Annotated in this window: 14 protein-coding genes and 1 tRNA gene; 11 read left to right on the top strand and 4 right to left on the bottom strand. The window is 67.8% G+C overall.

The window, feature by feature from the left end; translation table 11 throughout:
- The first annotated feature begins 1 nt into the window (after window position 1).
- A complete protein-coding gene (locus tag QTH86_RS10435) occupies window positions 2-1,420 on the top strand; it encodes an FAD-binding oxidoreductase (RefSeq protein WP_286644761.1) in 1,419 nt (472 codons plus the stop codon).
- A complete protein-coding gene (locus QTH86_RS10430; protein WP_286644762.1) occupies window positions 1,417-2,190 on the top strand; it encodes an HpcH/HpaI aldolase family protein in 774 nt (257 codons plus the stop codon). The genes QTH86_RS10435 and QTH86_RS10430 overlap by 4 nt, the downstream gene beginning before the upstream one ends.
- Here QTH86_RS10430 and earP read toward each other — a convergent pair.
- Together earP and QTH86_RS10420 are read right to left on the bottom strand one after the other, a co-directional pair.
- On the bottom strand, window positions 2,153-3,250 hold the full coding sequence (earP, locus tag QTH86_RS10425) for an elongation factor P maturation arginine rhamnosyltransferase EarP (RefSeq protein ID WP_286644763.1): 1,098 nt from the start codon (window positions 3,248-3,250) through the stop codon (window positions 2,153-2,155). The genes QTH86_RS10430 and earP overlap by 38 nt on opposite strands.
- A gap of 76 nt (window positions 3,251-3,326) precedes the next feature.
- Window positions 3,327-5,315, bottom strand: coding sequence for a gamma-glutamyltransferase family protein (locus QTH86_RS10420; RefSeq protein WP_286644764.1), 1,989 nt, complete (start codon window positions 5,313-5,315; stop codon window positions 3,327-3,329).
- A gap of 129 nt (window positions 5,316-5,444) precedes the next feature.
- Between QTH86_RS10420 and uvrC the strand changes: the two genes are divergently transcribed.
- The 3 genes from uvrC to QTH86_RS10405 are packed head-to-tail and all read left to right on the top strand — an operon-like array spanning window position 5,445 to window position 8,919.
- A complete protein-coding gene (gene uvrC, locus QTH86_RS10415; protein ID WP_286644765.1) occupies window positions 5,445-7,397 on the top strand; it encodes an excinuclease ABC subunit UvrC in 1,953 nt (650 codons plus the stop codon).
- A 47-nt stretch (window positions 7,398-7,444) separates the two neighbouring features.
- Window positions 7,445-8,011 carry a CDP-diacylglycerol--glycerol-3-phosphate 3-phosphatidyltransferase gene (gene pgsA, locus QTH86_RS10410; protein WP_262077433.1) on the top strand — a complete coding sequence of 189 codons (567 nt, stop codon included), beginning with the start codon at window positions 7,445-7,447 and terminating at the stop codon, window positions 8,009-8,011.
- Window positions 8,008-8,919: a DMT family transporter gene (locus QTH86_RS10405; RefSeq protein WP_286644766.1), complete on the top strand. Its 912-nt coding sequence runs from the start codon at window positions 8,008-8,010 to the stop codon at window positions 8,917-8,919. Before pgsA ends, QTH86_RS10405 begins: the two co-directional genes overlap by 4 nt.
- A gap of 20 nt (window positions 8,920-8,939) precedes the next feature.
- Here QTH86_RS10405 and QTH86_RS10400 read toward each other — a convergent pair whose 3' ends face one another.
- Window positions 8,940-9,926, bottom strand: a complete 987-nt coding sequence (locus QTH86_RS10400) for a Bug family tripartite tricarboxylate transporter substrate binding protein (RefSeq protein ID WP_286644767.1) — start codon at window positions 9,924-9,926, stop codon at window positions 8,940-8,942.
- Window positions 9,927-10,070: 144 nt separating this feature from the next.
- Between QTH86_RS10400 and QTH86_RS10395 the strand changes: the two genes are divergently transcribed.
- A complete protein-coding gene (locus QTH86_RS10395; protein ID WP_286644768.1) occupies window positions 10,071-11,159 on the top strand; it encodes an isocitrate/isopropylmalate dehydrogenase family protein in 1,089 nt (362 codons plus the stop codon).
- A gap of 45 nt (window positions 11,160-11,204) precedes the next feature.
- Here QTH86_RS10395 and QTH86_RS10390 read toward each other — a convergent pair whose 3' ends face one another.
- On the bottom strand, window positions 11,205-12,131 hold the full coding sequence (locus QTH86_RS10390) for a LysR family transcriptional regulator (protein WP_286644769.1): 927 nt from the start codon (window positions 12,129-12,131) through the stop codon (window positions 11,205-11,207).
- Window positions 12,132-12,208: 77 nt separating this feature from the next.
- Here QTH86_RS10390 and QTH86_RS10385 point away from each other — a divergent pair, with 77 nt between their 5' ends.
- The 5 genes from QTH86_RS10385 (at window position 12,209) to QTH86_RS10365 (ending at window position 16,773) form a co-directional block, all read left to right on the top strand.
- Entirely contained in the window at window positions 12,209-13,084 is an 876-nt protein-coding gene (locus QTH86_RS10385; RefSeq protein ID WP_286646721.1) for an alpha/beta fold hydrolase, read from the top strand.
- Window positions 13,085-13,109: 25 nt separating this feature from the next.
- Complete coding sequence (locus tag QTH86_RS10380; RefSeq protein ID WP_286644770.1) at window positions 13,110-14,195, top strand: tartrate dehydrogenase; 1,086 nt, start codon at window positions 13,110-13,112, stop codon at window positions 14,193-14,195.
- A gap of 215 nt (window positions 14,196-14,410) precedes the next feature.
- Window positions 14,411-14,683: an HU family DNA-binding protein gene (locus QTH86_RS10375; protein WP_140842779.1), complete on the top strand. Its 273-nt coding sequence runs from the start codon at window positions 14,411-14,413 to the stop codon at window positions 14,681-14,683.
- Window positions 14,684-14,699: 16 nt separating this feature from the next.
- Window positions 14,700-14,775, top strand: a tRNA-Val gene (locus QTH86_RS10370).
- A gap of 75 nt (window positions 14,776-14,850) precedes the next feature.
- Window positions 14,851-16,773 carry a peptidylprolyl isomerase gene (locus tag QTH86_RS10365; RefSeq protein WP_286644771.1) on the top strand — a complete coding sequence of 641 codons (1,923 nt, stop codon included), beginning with the start codon at window positions 14,851-14,853 and terminating at the stop codon, window positions 16,771-16,773.
- Window positions 16,774-16,775 lie beyond the last annotated feature (2 nt).

The following is a 16,775-nucleotide window of genomic DNA, read 5'->3' as shown; positions in this document are numbered from 1 at the left end:
CATGTCCGAGCAAGCCACCCAGCGGCTGATCAACAAGCTGCATGCGCTCGTTGGCCCCGCCGGCCTGCTGACTGACGCCGAAGCGCAGGCGCCGTACCTCACCGACTGGCTCGGCAAATGGAAAGGCGCCACGCCGGTCGTCGTGCGTCCCGCCAATACCGCCGAGACCGCGGCGGTGGTCAGGCTGTGCAGCGAGACCCACACGCCGATCGTCACGCAGGGCGGCAACACCGGCATGAGCGGCGGCGCGACGCCCGATGCCAGCGGTGCGCAGGTGGTGCTGAGCACCACGCGCATGAACCGGGTGCGCGCGATCGACCCGATCAACAACACGCTGACGGTGGACGCCGGCGTGATCCTCGCGCATGCGCACGACGCGGCGCGCAGCGTCGACCGCTTCTTCCCGCTCAGCCTCGGCGCCCAGGGCAGCTGCACGGTCGGTGGCAATGTCGCGACCAACGCCGGCGGCATCGCGGTGCTGCGCTACGGCAACACGCGCGACCTGGTGCTCGGGCTCGAGGTGGTGCTGCCGGACGGCCGCATCTGGCATGGACTGCGTGGCCTGCGCAAGGACAACACGGGCTACGACCTCAAGGGGCTCTTCATCGGCTCCGAGGGCACGCTGGGCGTCATCACCGGGGTCGTGCTCAAGCTGTTCCCGCAGCCGACGGCGCATGCCACCGCCTGGGTCGGCGCCGAGTCGCTCGAGAAGCTGGTCGACTTGCTGAGCCTGATGCGCACGCGCTGTGGTGAGCGCCTGACGGCCTTCGAGATGATGACCGCCGCGTCGTTGCAACTGGTGCTCGACCAGGTGACCGACACGCGCGCGCCGCTCGCGCAACCGGCGCCATTCAACGCGCTGATCGAACTGAGCGACACCGACGAAGCGGGGTTGCGCGACCTGCTGGAGGAATCGCTCGGCGAATCGATGGCAGCCGGCCTGACGAACGACGTGATGCTCTCGGCCAGCGAGGCGCAGACGATGGCGCTGTGGAAGCTGCGCGAGGGCATCTCGCAGGCGCAGGTGCGCGCGGGCAAGGCGATCAAGCACGACATCGCGCTGCCGATCTCGTCGCTGGCGTCCTTCGTCGCGCAGGCCGGGCAGGACGTGCTGGCCTGCATGCCCGATGCGCGCATCGTCAACTTCGGCCACCTCGGCGACGGCAACCTGCACTACAACGTGCTCATGCCGCCCGACGCCGGCGACGATGCGCTCAAGCGCCGCACGCACGAACTCAACGGCGTGGTGCACCAGCTGGTGACCGACTACGGCGGCAGCATCAGCGCGGAGCATGGCGTGGGCCAGCTGCGGCGCGACGAGTTGCGCCTCTACAAGTCGCCGGTCGAGATGGAGCTGATGCTGCGCATCAAGCAGGCCATGGACCCGAACCACCTGATGAACCCGGGCAAGCTGCTGTGAACGCGCAGCACCCCATCGACACCCGGCTCCCGGAGATGCTGCGCAGCGGGCGCCTGCTGCGCGGCGTGTTCAACGGCATCCCGTCGCCGGCGATCGTCGAGATGTGCGCCTTCGCGGGCTTCGACTTCGTCCTGCTGGACAACGAGCACGGCAGCGCGGGTCTGGAAACCACGGAGCACATGCTGCGCGCGGCGCGCGCCAGCGGCATCCCCACGGTGGTGCGATGCCTCGAACAGGACATGGCGCGCACGCTCGACCTGGGCGCGAGCGCGGTGCAGATCCCGATGGTCGACACCGCGGCGCACGCCGCTTCGCTGGTGCAGCGTGTGAAGTACCCGACACGCGGCCAGCCGGGCCTGCGCGGCGCGGCCTTCTCCACGCGCGCCGCCGGCTACGGCGCCTTCGGTGGCACGGCGCACACGGCGCTGAGCAACGACGGCGTCGCGTTGATCGTGATGATCGAGACGCCCGAAGGCGTGGCCAACGCCGCGGCCATCGCGGCGGTGTCGGGCGTGGATGCGGTCTTCGTCGGCCCCAACGATCTGGCGCACAGCATGGGCTTCGACAACCGCTGGAACGAGGCGCCGGTGCAGGCCGCCATCGAGAGCGCGCTGAGGGCGGTCGCTGCCGCTGGAAAGTGCCCCGGCATCCTGGCGCTCACGCCGGAAGAGGAAGCGCGCTACGCCGCCTGGGGTGCGCGCTATGTCGCGAGCAACACGGCGGGGATCCTTCTCAAGGCGCTGCGCGACGTGGCCCGGCAGGGTCGCTGAGCGCATCGACGAAGCGCACGAGCTGGGTGGCCAGGTCGTCCTGTGCCAGCAGGCGAGCGCGCGCCTGCTGCGCCGCGCCGGTCCAGTCATCGTGGGTGGCGGCGTCCGGCCAGGTGAGCACCTCGCCGTCGGCGTCGTTCCAGGCGCGGTGGAACGTGCGCCATGCGGGCGGCGCCTCGAGGGTGTCGAGAAAGGCCTCGAGCTTGATGTGGTGCACGTCGTCGTCCTGCGGGTAGATCTGCCAGGCGAAGGCGTGGCCTGCCCACAGCGCGCGGATCACCGAATCTTCCCCGCGCACGAAGTTGAAGTCGCAGGCCCACAGCAGTTCGTCATAGCCGTGCTGGGACAGCATGGGCAGGAAGGATACCGACAGCGCACCGTGCTGGCTGTTCGGCGATGGCCACACGGCGCGCACCGCGGCGGTCGCACGACCGGCCGTGACCAGCAGGCGATGCGGTGTCGGTGCTGCGGCCAACTGGTCGAGCAGGCGCCCGAGCGCCTGGGGTTCGTAGCAGAACAGCGAGACGAGCCCCTCGCCTTGCCACGCCATGCCATGGTCTTTCAGCCAGGCGCTGCGGTCGAACGCGGCACGGCGCGCCGGCAGATCGTCCTCGCGCAGCAGGCCGCCGGTCGCGGGCGTGAAGCCGGGATAGAAGAAGTGCTTGGTCAGTCCTTCGCCGGGGCCGCGGAAGACGGGGGAGGGAAGCCGGTGCAGGCGCTCCACGTAGGGCTCTGCGGAGAGGTATTCGAGGTTGATCCAGGTCCGGCGGCCGCAGGCGGCGAAGCGCGCGAGCAGTTCAGGTGCCGGGTCGCAGCCGAAGGCCTCGATCAGGACGTCGGGCACCGCCTCCGCGGCGGCCAGCGCCACGGCGACCGGGTCGGACCAGGGGATGACGGCGACACCGTCGCACCCCTGCGGTGCGAGCCAATCCAGCGCCGACGGATCGTCGACCCAGAGCCGCACCCGCGCGCCGCGCTGCGCCAGCTGGCAGGCCAGCCGCCAGCTGATCGCGATGTCGCCGAAGTTGTCGATGACCTTGCAGAAGATGTCCCAGCGCATGCGCATCCCGTCATGAAAAAGCCCCCGCGGCCTCGCGACCTCGGGGGCTTCGGGGTGCCGAGCCGGCGCGCTGGCGTCAGGGCGTGAAAGTATCGCCGAGCACGATGCCTTCGCGGCGCGGGTCGGCGCCGCCGGTGAGGATCGGGCCGCCGCTGGCCGGCTTGCGGATGATGGTGCTGATGCCGCTCGACTGGGAACCCGTCGCCACGGTGTGGCCGAGCGCACGCAGCCCGAGGATCAGCGGGTCGTTGTTGCCGCCGTTCGTGATGTCCACGTTCGGATGCTCGCCGCCGACGTTGGTGCTCGGGCTGTTGGTGGCACCGAAATCGACCAGCGAGGTGGCCTGTTGGGCATCCAGGCCCCAATCGAGCGCGCCGACCACGGTCTTCACCACGTACTGGATGATGGTGCCGCCGCCGGGCGAGCCGGTCGCCATCAGGAAGTCACCGGGCTGGTTGCCGTTGAACACCAGCGTCGGCGCCATCGTGCTGCGCGGGCGCTTGCCCGGCGCGACACGGTTGGCCACGGGCGCATTCGTCACCGGGTCGATCGGGTTGGCGCTGAAGTCGGTCAGCTGGTTGTTCAGCATGATGCCGTGGCTCATGTGGTACGAGCCCAGCGTCGATTCCACCGTCGTGGTCATCGAGGCCACGTTGCCCTCCTTGTCGACGATCGAGTAGTGCGTGGTGCCATGTTCGACCGTCTTGTCGATGCCGACCGGCGGCACGCCGAAGTCGCCGGCCACCGCGGTGCCCATGCTCTTGCTGAAGTCGATCAGGTTGGCGCGCGAGCGCATGTACGTCTTGTTGAGCAGGGTGTCGGCGCTGCCGCCGGGCAGCGGCACGAAGTCGGTGTCGGCCACGTACTTGTCGCGGTCGGCATAGGCCAGGCGCTCGGCCTCGGCCACCAGGTGCACGCCCATCACCGACGGCTTGCCACCTTCGAGATCGACCTGCGACGGCGCGTGCAGCCCCATGTTGAAGTTCTCCAGGATGCCCAGCGTCGACAGCACGCCGATGCCGCCCGAGGACGGCGGTGACATGCTGCACACGTAGTAGGCCCGGTAGGTGGTGCAGACCGGTTCACGGCGCATCGGCTTGTAGTTCTTCAGGTCATCCAGCGTGGTCTTGCCGGGTGTGATCACCGAGCCGTCGGCACCGGCCGTGATCTGGATCTTCGCCACGATGTCCTCGGCGATCTTGCCGGTGTACAGCGCATTCGCGCCCTGGCTGGCCATGGCCTTCAGCACCTCGGCGTAGGCCGGGTTGGTGAGCGTGGTGCCCAGCGGCTTGGGGTTGCCGGCGGCATCGAGGAAATAGGCCGCCGCCTCGGCGTCGCGCTTGAGGTTGGAGGCCGACGACGCGATCGCCGCCGCCATGCGCCCGCCGATCTTGAAGCCGTCGCTGGCCAGGCGGGTGCCTTCGCCGAACAGGTCTTTCCACGCCAGCTTGCCATGGTCGCCGTGGGCCATCTCGAGCATGCGCATCACGCCCGGTGTGCCGATGGAACGGCCGCTGGCGCGAGCGCTGGGCTTGGGCAGCGTCTGGTCGGTGGTGTCGTCGACGTAGCGCAGGTAGTTGGCGGTGGCGGCGGCCGGTGCGGTCTCGCGGCCGTCGTAGGCCTGCACCTTTTTGGTCTTGGCATCGTAATAGAGCATGAAGGCGCCACCCGCCAGACTGCTCGACTGCGGCTCGACCAGGCCGAGCACGGCCTGCACCGCGATGGCGGCATCGGCAGCGCTGCCGCCGGCCTTGAGCACGTCGCAGCCGGCCTTGGTGGCCAGCGGATGGTTCGCCACCACCATGAAGGTCTTGGCGCTGACGATCTTGTGGCCGACGACGTAGCCGGACGCGGGTTCCGGTGCGGCCGGATCGCCGGCGTCGCCCGAGCCGACCACCACCGGCGTGGCGGTGGTGCTGGTCAGGCAGCTGTTGTCGACCGCGACCGGCGGTGGCGTGGGGGTGGCCGGGGCGCTTCCGTTGTCGGAGCCGCCGCCGCCGCAGGCGAGCAGCGTGAGGGCCAGGGCGGTCGGGGTCAGGGCCCTCCAGGGCAGGTTTCTCTTCATAAGTGTTATCGAGTTGTTATCGTTGAAAAGCCGTGCAGAACTGCCGGCCCGCGAGTGGAGCACATGCCGTGCCAGCTGAGCGGGGTCCGGTGTCAGCGAGGCGACACGGCCCGCGAGACAATAGCCGCCATGTCCGACGTGCATTCCGATCAACTGCTCAGCGAAGTCGCAGCCCTGCCCAACCTGCCCGGTGTCTACCGCTATTTCGATGCGGCGGGTGCCGTGCTCTACGTGGGCAAGGCGCGCAACCTGAAGAAGCGGGTCGCCAACTACTTCCAGAAGAGCCATGGCGGCACCCGCATCGGCCACATGATCAGCAAGATCGTGCGCATGGAGACGACGGTGGTGCGCTCCGAGGCCGAGGCGCTGCTGCTCGAGAACAACCTCATCAAGACGCTCAAGCCGCGCTACAACATCCTGTTTCGCGACGACAAGAGCTATCCGTACCTGAAGATCGCCTCGCACACCTTCCCGCGCCTGGCCTACTACCGCGGCGCGACCGACCGCAAGCACCGCTACTTCGGGCCGTACCCGAGTGCCTGGGCGGTGAAGGAATCGATCCAGCTGCTGCAGAAGGTGTTCAAGCTGCGCACCTGCGAAGACACGGTGTACGCCAACCGCACGCGGCCGTGCCTGCTCTACCAGATCAAGCGCTGCACCGGGCCGTGCGTGGGCTACATCACGCCCGAGGCCTACGCGCAGGACGTGGCGAATGCCGAGGCCTTCCTGATGGGCGACACGCAGGTGGTGCTGAGCCAGCTCGAATCGCGCATGACGATGCATGCCGAGAAGCTGGAGTTCGAGCAGGCGGCGGAACTGCGCAACCAGATGTCGGCGCTGTCGCGCGTGCTGCACCAGCAGTCGATCGAGATCGCGTCCGACAAGGACGTCGACATCCTGGCGGTGCAGGTGCTGGGCGGACGCGCCTGCGTCAACCTGGCGATGGTGCGCGGAGGCCGGCACCTGGGCGACCGCGCCTACTTCCCGGTGCACGTCGACGACGCCGCGCAAATGCATGACGGCGCGCTCGAAGCCGAGGAGGGTGCCGACACCCTGTCGGTCGAGTCGCAGGTGCTCGAGGCCTTCATCGCGCAGCACTACATCGACGTCCCGGTGCCCGCCACGCTCGTGCTGAGCGAACAGGTCGGCCGCGAGCTGATCGAGGCGGTGTCCCAGCAGGCCGGCATCCGCATCACCGCGGTGTTCCAGCCGCGCGAGCAGCGCCGCCACTGGCTCGAGATGGCGCAGAAGAACGCGCAGCTGCAGCTGGCGCGGCTGCTGGCCGAAGAAGGCTCGCAGCAGTCGCGCACGCGCGCGCTGGTCGACGCGCTCGAACTGGCCCCCGACGACCTCGACAACTTCCGCGTGGAGTGCTTCGACATCTCGCACACCGCCGGCGAGGCGACGCAGGCGTCGTGCGTGGTGTTCGAGCACCACGCGATGCAGAACCGCGAGTACCGCCGCTACAACATCGACGGCATCACGCCCGGCGACGACTACGCCGCCATGCGCCAGGTGCTGCACCGCCGCTACGGCAAGCTGGCCGAGGTGATGGCCGCCGAAAGCGATGCCCCGCCGCCGGGCGATGCCGAAGGCGCGGGCAGCGACGCGCCGCCCACCACCAAGGCCGCGCGCATGCCCGACCTGGTGCTGGTCGACGGCGGCAAGGGCCAGGTGTCGATGGCCCGTGAGGTGTTCGGCGAGTTGGGCCTGCCGCTGTCGCTGATCGTCGGGGTCGAAAAGGGCGAAGGGCGCAAGGTCGGCCTGGAAGAACTGGTGTTCGCCGACGGCCGCGAGAAGGTCTACCTCGGCCGCGATTCGGCCGCGCTGATGCTGGTCGCGCAGATCCGCGACGAGGCGCACCGCTTCGCCATCACCGGCATGCGGGCCAAGCGCGCCAAGGTGCGCGTCGGCGGCAGCCAGCTGGAAGACATCCCGGGCATCGGACCGAAGCGCCGGGCGAGGCTGCTGCAGCGCTTCGGCGGCATCCGGGGCGTGGCGTCGGCCAGCGTGGAAGACATCGCCTCGGTCGATGGCATCGCCATCGACCTGGCCGAAGAAATCTACCGCGCGCTGCACTGAGGCCGCAGCCTACGAGAAGGGACATGCGGGTCATGCACAATCGCGGCATGTTCTGGACCCTGCCAACGATCATGACCTGGACGCGTATCGTCGCGATACCGTTGATCGTCGGCGTGTTCTACCTGCCCATCGCCGAGCCGATGCGCAACCTCATTGCCACGGTGATGTTCATCGTGTTCGCGGCCACCGACTGGCTGGACGGTTTCCTGGCACGCAAGCTCAACCAGACCTCGGCCTTCGGCGCCTTCCTCGACCCGGTGGCCGACAAGTTCCTGGTCTGCGCGTCGCTGCTGGTGCTGGTGCACCTCAACCGAGCCGACGTCTTCGTCGCCCTCATCATCATCGGCCGCGAGATCGCCATCTCCGCGCTGCGCGAATGGATGGCGCAGATCGGCGCCGGCAAGAGCGTGGCGGTCCACATGATCGGCAAGGTCAAGACCGTCGTCCAGATGGTGGCCATCCCCTTCCTGTTGTTCGACGGCGTGCTGTTCGGCGTCATCGAGACCGGCGTGTGGGGCCAGTGGCTGATCTGGATTTCGGCCGTGCTGACTGTCTGGTCGATGGTGTACTACCTGCAGAAGGCCATTCCCGAGATCCGGGCCCGCGCGAAATGACAGCCGCCGCGCGCGCCGCCGGCTGGCTGCGCGTGATGCCGGGCGTGTTCGTCCTCATCTGGGCGACCGGCTTCATCGTGGCGCGCTACGGCATGCCGTATGCGCCGCCGCTCAAGTTCCTGGCCGTGCGCTATGCGCTGACGTTCGCCGCCTTCGGGCTGTGGGCGGCGCTGGCGCGCGTCGCCTGGCCGGTCACGCGTGCGCAGTGGGGCCATTTGATGGTGACCGGCGTGCTGGTGCAGGCCGGCTACCTGGCCGGTGTCTGGGCCGCGGTGCGTGCCGGCATGGGTTCGGGCCTCATCGCGCTGCTGGTGGGCCTGCAGCCGGTGCTCACCGGCGTGTGGCTGTCGATGCGCGGCGGCCGCATCACGCAGCGCCAGTGGGCGGGGCTGCTACTGGGCCTGACCGGCCTGGTGCTGGTGGTGTCGCGCAAGTTCGGCGACGGCGGCGAGGTCAGCCTCCAGACCCTGTCGCTGGCCGTGGCGGCGCTGCTGTCGATCACGGCGGGCACGCTCTACCAGAAGCGCTTCGTGGCGCCTTGCGACGTGCGCAGCGCGAGCGTGGTGCAGTTCGCCGCGGCCATGGTGGCGACGCTGCCCCTCGCGTCGATGGAGACCGCGCCCATCGTCTGGAACGTCTATTCGATCGGCGCCATGGCCTGGTCGGTGCTGGTGCTGTCGCTGGGCGGCAGCTCGCTCTTTTACATCCTGATCCAGCGCGGTTCCGCCGCAGCCGTGACCAGTCTGCTGTACCTGGTGCCGCCGACCACCGCGATCATGGCCTGGCTGCTGTTCTCGGAGCCGATCACGGCAATGACGCTGCTCGGCACCGCCATCACGGCGGTGGGCGTCAGCCTGGTCGTGCGCGAAGGGCGCGCCGCCTTGCCGGCCAAGCAGCGCACCCCATAGACGGCGCGCGCGATGCCGCGCTACTTGCTCGCCGCGGCCGCGTCGTTCGCAAACGCACCCGACTTGGCGAGTGCGGCGACGCGATCGCCGTCCCGGGCGATCACACGACGGAAATGCGCCGGTCCTTGCTCGCTGTCCGTGGGGGCCTGCGCGGCCAGTAGCGCCAGCCGACTCTTGAAATCAGCACTGCCGACCACCGCGGACAGGGCCCCCGTCAACTTCGCGACCGCCTCCGGCGGCGTCCCCTTGGGCGCCATCAGCCCGTTCCAGATCGCCAGGTCGAAGGCGGGCAGCCCCGATTCGGCGAAAGTGGGAATCTCCGGATGCTGCGACAGGCGTGCGCCACCGGTCACCGCGATCGCCTTGACCCGGCCGTCCTTGTGCAGGGGCAGCATGGTCACCGTCTGGTCGATCACGGCATCGATCGTGCCCGCCATCAGGTCGCTGAGCGCAGGGCCGGTGCCGCGGTACTGGATCATCTCGCCCTGCACGTCGGCCAACTTCAGGAACAGCGCTTCGGCCAGATGCGCCGTGGTGCCAGGCCCGCCGGAGCCGAAGTTCACCTTGCCCGGCGATTTCCTCATCTTCTCGACGAGCGCTGGGAGGCTGGTCACCCCGGCCGCGTTGCTGACCGAGAGCACCATCGGCACGGTCGCGACGATCCCGATCGGCTCCATGTCGGTCGATGCGCCGTACGCCGACTTCGGATGCAGGTGCGGAAGGATCACCAGCGACTGATTGATGAACAGCACCACGCTGCCGTCGGCCGGGGAGCGCAGGAACTTCTGCATCCCGACGAGTCCGCCGGCGCCGGTGACGTTTTCGACCACGACCGATCGATCCAGGCGCGTGGCGAGCATGCCGGCCGTCAGGCGTGCCAGCGCGTCGGAGCTTCCGCCGGGCGGCACCGTGACGATCATCGTGATCGGCCGATCGGCGGGCACCTGCCCATGGGATGTCGAGAACGACAGGCTCAGCGCGATGAGGATGGCGAATTTTCTGAACACGGCTTGTCTCCTTTTGTAGGTCTGATACGCCGAGACATCGTACCAATTGATCATACAAATCAGATGGAGGAAAACCCGGTTCGCCTGGCATCGGAGTGCCCGTACATTTGTCATACAACTTAACGATCCATTCCAATGATGACCATGCAAACCTACGACATCGCGACCATCGAGGGGGACGGCATCGGGCCCGAGGTCTGCCGATCGGCCGTGGCGGTTCTGACGGAAGCGTGCGGATCCCGGCGTCTGCGCTTCCACCCGTTCGACGGCGGTGCGGCGCACTACGCTCGAACGGGTGAGGTTCTTCCCGACGACACCTATGCCGCCTGCAAGTCGATGCACGCCATCCTGCACGGTGCCGCGGGGCTGCCGGGGGTGACCTATGCCGACGGCACGGAAGTCGGCAACGACCTGCACCTGCAGTTGCGCTTCCGGCTCGACCTGTTCGCCAACGTCCGGCCGATCCGGCTGTACGACGGCGTGCAGTCGCCGTTGAGGGACTGGAAGCCCGGGCAGATCGACTATGTGATCGTGCGCGAGAACACCGAAGGGCTCTATGCCAGCCGGGGTGGTGGGGTCAACCTGCGTGGCGAGGTCGCGACCGACACGCTGGTGATGACGCGCAAGGGCGTGGAGCGTGTCGCCCGGTTTTCCTTCGACCTGGCGCGTCGACGCCAGGGTGCGCCGCGGGACGGCCAACGCCGCGTGACCGTCTGCGACAAGGCCAACATCCTGCGCACCTATGCCTTCTTCCGGGCCATCTGCGACGAAGTGGCGCGCGACTACGACGACGTGCAGATCGACTACGCCTACGCGGATGCGATCACCGTGCACATGCTCAAGAAGCCCGACTTCTACGATGTCATCGTCGCGGAGAACATGTTCGGCGACATCATCTCCGACCTGGGTGCCGGCACCGTCGGCGGGCTCGGCATCGCCGCATCCGCCGAACTCGGCGAACGCCACGGGCTGTTCCAGGGCGCGCATGGTTCGGCGCCGGACATCGCGGGCCAGAACGCGGCCAGCCCGATCGCCACCATCCTGTCCGGTGCACTGATGCTGCGCTGGCTCGGCGAGCAGCACCAGGACGACGCATTGAAGAGCGATGCCGACCGCATCGAGCAGGCTGTGGAGGCCGTGCTGGCTGCGGGTGAAACGGTGCCACGCGATCTGGGCGGTCGTGCGACCTGCACCGACATCACCGCCGCGATCTGCCGCCAGCTGGCGGGCTGAGCGGCGACTTCGGCGTCGGCTGCAACGCCTCGGACGGGTGAATGCTCAGGGCTTCCAGGGCTCGCCGCGAAACTGTTCCGCGAGGAAGTCCACCAGCAGGCGCACACGGCGGGGCGTCTTGGGCCGCCACGGCGCGATCCAGTGGATGTCCGCATCGGGCATGGCGTACTGCGATAGCACGCGCTTCAATTCACCCGATGCGATCTGCGGTGCGATGTCCCACAGGCTGCGCAGCATCACGCCGCGGCCGGCCAGGCACCAGTCGCGCACCAGCTCGCCCGAATTGCTCGACAGCGGGCCCTGCACGCGCACCCGCACCAGCGCGCTGTCCTTCTCGTGCCTGAGCGTCCAGTGCGCAGGCGCAGCGCCGTGGGCGTCGGCGTTCTCGTGCACGACCAGGCAGGCGTGGCCGGCGAGATCGGCCGGTTCGCGCGGCGTGCCGTGGCGCGCCAGGTACGCGGGCGACGCGACGACGATGCGCTGGTTGCGCGCCAGGCGGCGCGAAGTCCATTGCGAGCTGCGCGCGCCTTGCACCGACCACAGCCACAGGGCGCCGTCGTACCCGTCGGCGCCCAGGTCGGGCAGGCGCTCGCTCAACGCCAGATCGATCTGCAGCGCAGGATGACGCTGCTGGAACTCGGCGAGCGCCGGCCCGAGCCAGCGGCGGCCGAAGCCCAGCGTGGCCGCGAGGCGCAAGGGGCCGCGCAGGGCGGTCTGACGGTCGCTCAGATCCGCTTCCAGGGCGGCGAAACCCTCGAGCAGCTTCTCCGCGTGCAGGCAGACCGCCTCGCCCTCGGGCGTGAGGTGCAGGCGGCGCGTGGTGCGTTCGAACAGGCGCTGCCCGAGCCGGGCCTCCAGCGCCGCCAGTCGCTTGGTCACGACCGAGGGGGCAACACCCAGCGATGCTGCGGCCGCAGACAGGCTGCCGCGGGCGTGCACGGTGGTGACGAGTTCAAGATCGGCGCGTTCCATTCCGGCCTCGATGGAAATAATCAATTCGATGATTGTTGCTTGAAGCCCGCGGGCCGGCAACGCACAATCGCGCCGTGCTGAATGAATTCACTCCCTTCGACGTGTCGCGAGACGGCGTCGTGCTCCACGGTCGGATCGGTGGCCGAGGCCCCGCGCTGCTGCTGCTGCACGGGCATCCGCAGACCCACGTCATCTGGCACCGCGTCGCGCCCTTGCTGGCCCAGCGGTTCACGGTCGTGCTGATGGACCTGCGCGGCTACGGTGATTCGGGCCGACCGACGCCCGACACCGAGCACCGTGTCTACAGCAAGCGCGAGATGGCCGCCGATGCGATGGCGGTGATGCAGCACCATGGCTTCGATCGTTTCCAGGTGCTGGCGCACGACCGCGGCGCACGCGTGGCGCATCGCTTGGCGGCCGATCACCCGCAGGCCGTGGAGCGGATGCTGCTGCTGGATATCGCGCCCACGCTCGCGATGTACGAGAACACCTCCGAGGCCTTCGCGCGGGCCTACTGGCACTGGTTCTTTCTCATCCAGCCACCGCCCTTGCCGGAGGCGCTGCTCGCTTCCGACCCGTCGCGCTACGTGCGCAGCGTGATGGGTGGCCGGCATGCAGGCCTCGCGCCGTTCGCGCTGGAAGCCTTGGCCGAGTACGAGCGCTGCGCCGCACTGCCCGGCACCGCCGAAGCGGTGTGCGAGGACTACCGTGCGTCCGCCGGCATCGACCTCGTGCACGACCGCGAAGACATCGCGGCCGGCCACCGCCTGACGCAGCCGCTGCGCGTGCTGTGGGGCGCACACGGTGTGGTCGGCAAATGCTTCGACGTGCTCGCGCTGTGGCGCGAGCGCGCCGACGACGTGTCGGGTGGCACGGTGCCGTGCGGCCACTACATTCCCGAAGAGGCGCCGGACGACGTCGTGCGCGAGGCCCTCTCTTTCTTCCGATCCTGAGACAACACCTTCCAAGGACGTACACATGAGCACCCATCGCATCGCAGTCATCGCCGGCGACGGCATCGGCAAGGAGACCATGCCCGAGGGCATTCGCGTGCTCGACGCCGCGGCACGCAAGTTCGGCATCGACCTGAAGTTCGACCATTTCGATTTCTCGAGCTGGGACTACTGCGAGAAGCACGGCAAGATGCTGCCCGACGACTGGAAGGACCAAATCGGTGGTCACGATGCGATCTACTTCGGTGCGGTCGGCTGGCCCGAGAAGATCGCGGACCATGTGTCGCTGTGGGGTTCGCTGCTGCTGTTCCGCCGCGAGTTCGACCAGTACGTCAACCTGCGCCCTGCGCGCCTGATGCCCGGCATCATCGCGCCTGTGGTGCGCCGCGACGGCACGCCCCGCGTGCCCGGCGAGATCGACATGTACATCGTGCGTGAGAACACCGAGGGCGAGTACTCGAGCATCGGCGGGCGAATGTACGAAGGCACGCCGCGCGAGATCGTGATGCAGGAAACCGTGATGTCGCGTTTGGGCGTCGACCGTGTGCTGAAGTTCGCCTTCGAGCTGGCGCAGTCGCGGCCGAAGAAGCACCTCACGAGCGCCACCAAGTCGAATGGCATCGCGATCACCATGCCCTACTGGGACGAGCGCGTGGCCGCCATGGCCAAGAACTATCCCGGCATCACGCTCGACAAGTTCCATATCGACATCCTCACCGCCCACTTCGTGCAGCGTCCCGATTTCTTCGACGTGGTGGTGGCGAGCAACCTGTTCGGCGACATCCTGTCGGACCTCGGCCCGGCCTGCACCGGCACCATCGGCATCGCGCCGAGCGCCAACCTCAATCCCGAGCGCACGACGCCGTCGCTGTTCGAGCCGGTTCATGGGTCGGCGCCCGACATCGCGGGGCAGGGCATCGCGAACCCGATCGGCCAGATCTGGTGCGGCGCGATGATGCTGGAATTTCTCGGCCACAAGGACGCCCACGACGCGATCCTGGCCGCCATCGAGAAAGTACTGGCGCCCCAAAGCGGCGCACCGCGCACGCGCGACATCGGGGGAACTGCAGGCACGACCGATCTGGGCCGCGCCATCGCCGAGGCGCTTTAAAAAAACGACTTCACAAAACACCCCTAAAATCGCGCTCCCCGCGGGGCTGCGCGGCCGTGTGACTTATTGACACCCCGTAGCCCTGTGGTTGTAATCCTTGTCGGCAGTCTGCTGCCGACACGTCAGCTCTGCCATCCATTCGCGTGCCAAAGGCTCCATCGCGGGGCCGGCCACTGCATCTGACGCCCGATCCACTTTTCCTCTGAGGGGCCCTTGTGAACAAGACCGAACTGATTGAGCACATCGCAAAAAACGCCGACATCTCCAAAGCCGCCGCCACGCGCGCACTCGAGTCCACCATCGGCGCCATTCGTACCACGCTCAAGAAGGGCAACTCCGTGTCGCTCGTCGGTTTCGGGACTTTCGCAGTGGGCAAGCGCGCTGCGCGCACCGGCCGGAATCCGCGCACCGGCGACGCGATTAAAATCAAGGCCGCCAAGATCCCGAAGTTCCGTCCGGGCAAGGCGCTGAAAGACGCGCTGAACTGAGATACTTCTTCCTCGGGGGTGCTTAGCTCAGTTGGTAGAGCGGCGCCCTTACAAGGCGTAGGTCGGGGGTTCGAGCCCCTCAGCACCCACCACCCGGCAATAAGGCGAACACGAGTTCGCCTTTTTTGTTTTGCCTTCGGCAACCGTCACAGAGAGAGCGTTCAAGCATGTTCGAGTTCTTCCGCAAGTACAACAAGATCGTCATGGGCGTCTTGTTCGTGCTGATCATTCCGTCCTTCGTCCTGTTCGGTGTCGACCGCTACCAGGGCGACCAGAAGGGCGAGAAGGTCGCTCGTGTCGACGGTCACGACATCACGCGTCCGGAATGGGACATGCAGCATCGCAACGAGGTCGACCGCATCCGCCGCCAGTCGCCGAACGTTGACCCGGCCTTGCTCGATTCCGATGCCGCGCGCTACGCCACACTCGAACGCATGGTGCGCGACCGCGTGCTGGCTGCTGCGGCTGCGAAGACGAATATGAGCGTATCGGATGATCGTCTATCCGCAATTTTTGCAAGCGACCCGAGTCTCAAAGCATTTGTTGTGACGAAGGACGGGAAGTCGGAGTTTGACCGTGCGGCGTTTGCGATGGCCACTGGCGGTCAGACACCGGAGCAATACATGGCAGCGTACGGGGCGGGGCTTGCAACACAGCAGGTGCTCGGTGGTGTTACCGGCACGGCTTTCGCGACGCCAGCACAGGTGCAGGCCATGTTCAACATCGTTCTCGACCGCCGCGAGGTGCAGATCGCACGCTTCAAGCCGGCCGATTTCACGTCGAAGGTGACGGTGAACGACGCGGACATCGAGGCCTACTACAAGGACCACGCCGCGCAGTTCCAAGCGCCCGAGCAGGCGAGCGTCGAGTATCTGGTGCTCGACCTGGACGCAGCGAAGAAGAACATCTCGGTGAGCGAGGCCGATCTCAAGAGCTACTACGAGCAGAACAGCGCCCGCTTCGGCACGCCCGAAGAGCGACGCGCCAGCCACATCCTGATCACCGCACCGCCGAGTGCACCGAAAGCCGAACGCGACGCGGCGCGCGCCAAGGCCGAGCAACTGTTGGCAGAGGTGAAGAAAGCCCCCACGACCTTCGCTGCGGTGGCCCGCAAGAACTCGCAGGACCCGGGGTCCGCGGAAAAAGGCGGCGACTTGGACTTCGTGTCGCGCGGTGCGATGGTCAAGCCTTTCGAAGACGCGATGTTCGCGCTGAAGAAGGGCGAGATCAGCAACATCGTGGAGACCGAGTTCGGCTATCACATCATCAAGCTCGACGACATCAAGCCAGGCGTGGTGCAGCCTTTCGAGCAGGCGCGGGCGGCCATCGAGAACGAGGTCCGCGGGCAGCAGGCCACGCAGGAATTCGCGAAGGCCGCCGAAGCCTTCACCGACGCCGTGTACCAGCAACCGGACAGCCTGCAGCCGGCGGCCGACAAGCTCAAGCTCACCATCCGCAAGGCCAGCGACGTCGCGCGTACGCCGGCGCCAGGTGCGACCGGTGCGCTGGCCAGTGCCAATTTCCTCAAGGCGCTGTTCGCGCCCGACACGCTGGAGCGCAAGCACAACACGGAGGCGATCGAGATCGGCCCGAACCAGCTCGCGTCCGGTCGCATCGCGCAATACGCACCCGCGCGCACCGTGCCCCTGGCCGAGGTGAAGGACAAGGTCCGCACGCAACTGGTGGCGGAGAAGGCGGCAGCGCTGGCCAAGGCCGATGGCGAAGCCAAGCTGGCGGCCTGGCGCAGCAATGCGGCCGGCGCCACGCTGGCGCCACCGGTGACGCTGTCGCGTATCGACCCGCAATCGCAGCCGCCATCGATCGTCGAGGCCGCGCTGCGTGCCGATGCGACCCAATTGCCGGCCTTGGCAGGCGTCGATCTGGGCGCCGACGGCTATGCGGTGCTGCGCATCGTCAAGAGCCTGGGCCGCACGGCGCCGTCCGCAGACGCTGCGAAGCAGGAGAGCGAGCAGTTCGCCCAGGCGGTGGCTGCCGCCGAAAACCTCGCCTATTACAACGTGCTGAAGGCGCGCTACAAGGCGGAGATCCTGGTGCCCCGGCCGGATTTGAATCAGGTGGCCAACCGCTGATT

The sequence above is a fragment of the Variovorax sp. J2L1-78 genome (genome assembly GCF_030317205.1).
GTDB lineage: Bacteria > Pseudomonadota > Gammaproteobacteria > Burkholderiales > Burkholderiaceae_C > Variovorax > Variovorax arabinosiphilus.
Note: the sequence above shows the minus strand (reverse complement) of the source record. Positions and strands in the feature narration are given on the sequence as shown.

Bases quoted from the DNA above. Each gene is read 5' to 3' on its own strand.
- QTH86_RS10435 (WP_286644761.1), top strand. From the start codon at position 2: ATGTCCGAGCAAGCCACCCAGCGGCTGATCAACAAGCTGCATGCGCTC.
- earP (WP_286644763.1), bottom strand. From the start codon at position 3,250: ATGCGCTGGGACATCTTCTGCAAGGTCATCGACAACTTCGGCGACATC.
- QTH86_RS10420 (WP_286644764.1), bottom strand. From the start codon at position 5,315: ATGAAGAGAAACCTGCCCTGGAGGGCCCTGACCCCGACCGCCCTGGCC.
- uvrC (WP_286644765.1), top strand. From the start codon at position 5,445: ATGTCCGACGTGCATTCCGATCAACTGCTCAGCGAAGTCGCAGCCCTG.
- pgsA (WP_262077433.1), top strand. From the start codon at position 7,445: ATGTTCTGGACCCTGCCAACGATCATGACCTGGACGCGTATCGTCGCG.
- QTH86_RS10405 (WP_286644766.1), top strand. From the start codon at position 8,008: ATGACAGCCGCCGCGCGCGCCGCCGGCTGGCTGCGCGTGATGCCGGGC.
- QTH86_RS10395 (WP_286644768.1), top strand. From the start codon at position 10,071: ATGCAAACCTACGACATCGCGACCATCGAGGGGGACGGCATCGGGCCC.
- QTH86_RS10390 (WP_286644769.1), bottom strand. From the start codon at position 12,131: ATGGAACGCGCCGATCTTGAACTCGTCACCACCGTGCACGCCCGCGGC.
- QTH86_RS10380 (WP_286644770.1), top strand. From the start codon at position 13,110: ATGAGCACCCATCGCATCGCAGTCATCGCCGGCGACGGCATCGGCAAG.
- QTH86_RS10365 (WP_286644771.1), top strand. From the start codon at position 14,851: ATGTTCGAGTTCTTCCGCAAGTACAACAAGATCGTCATGGGCGTCTTG.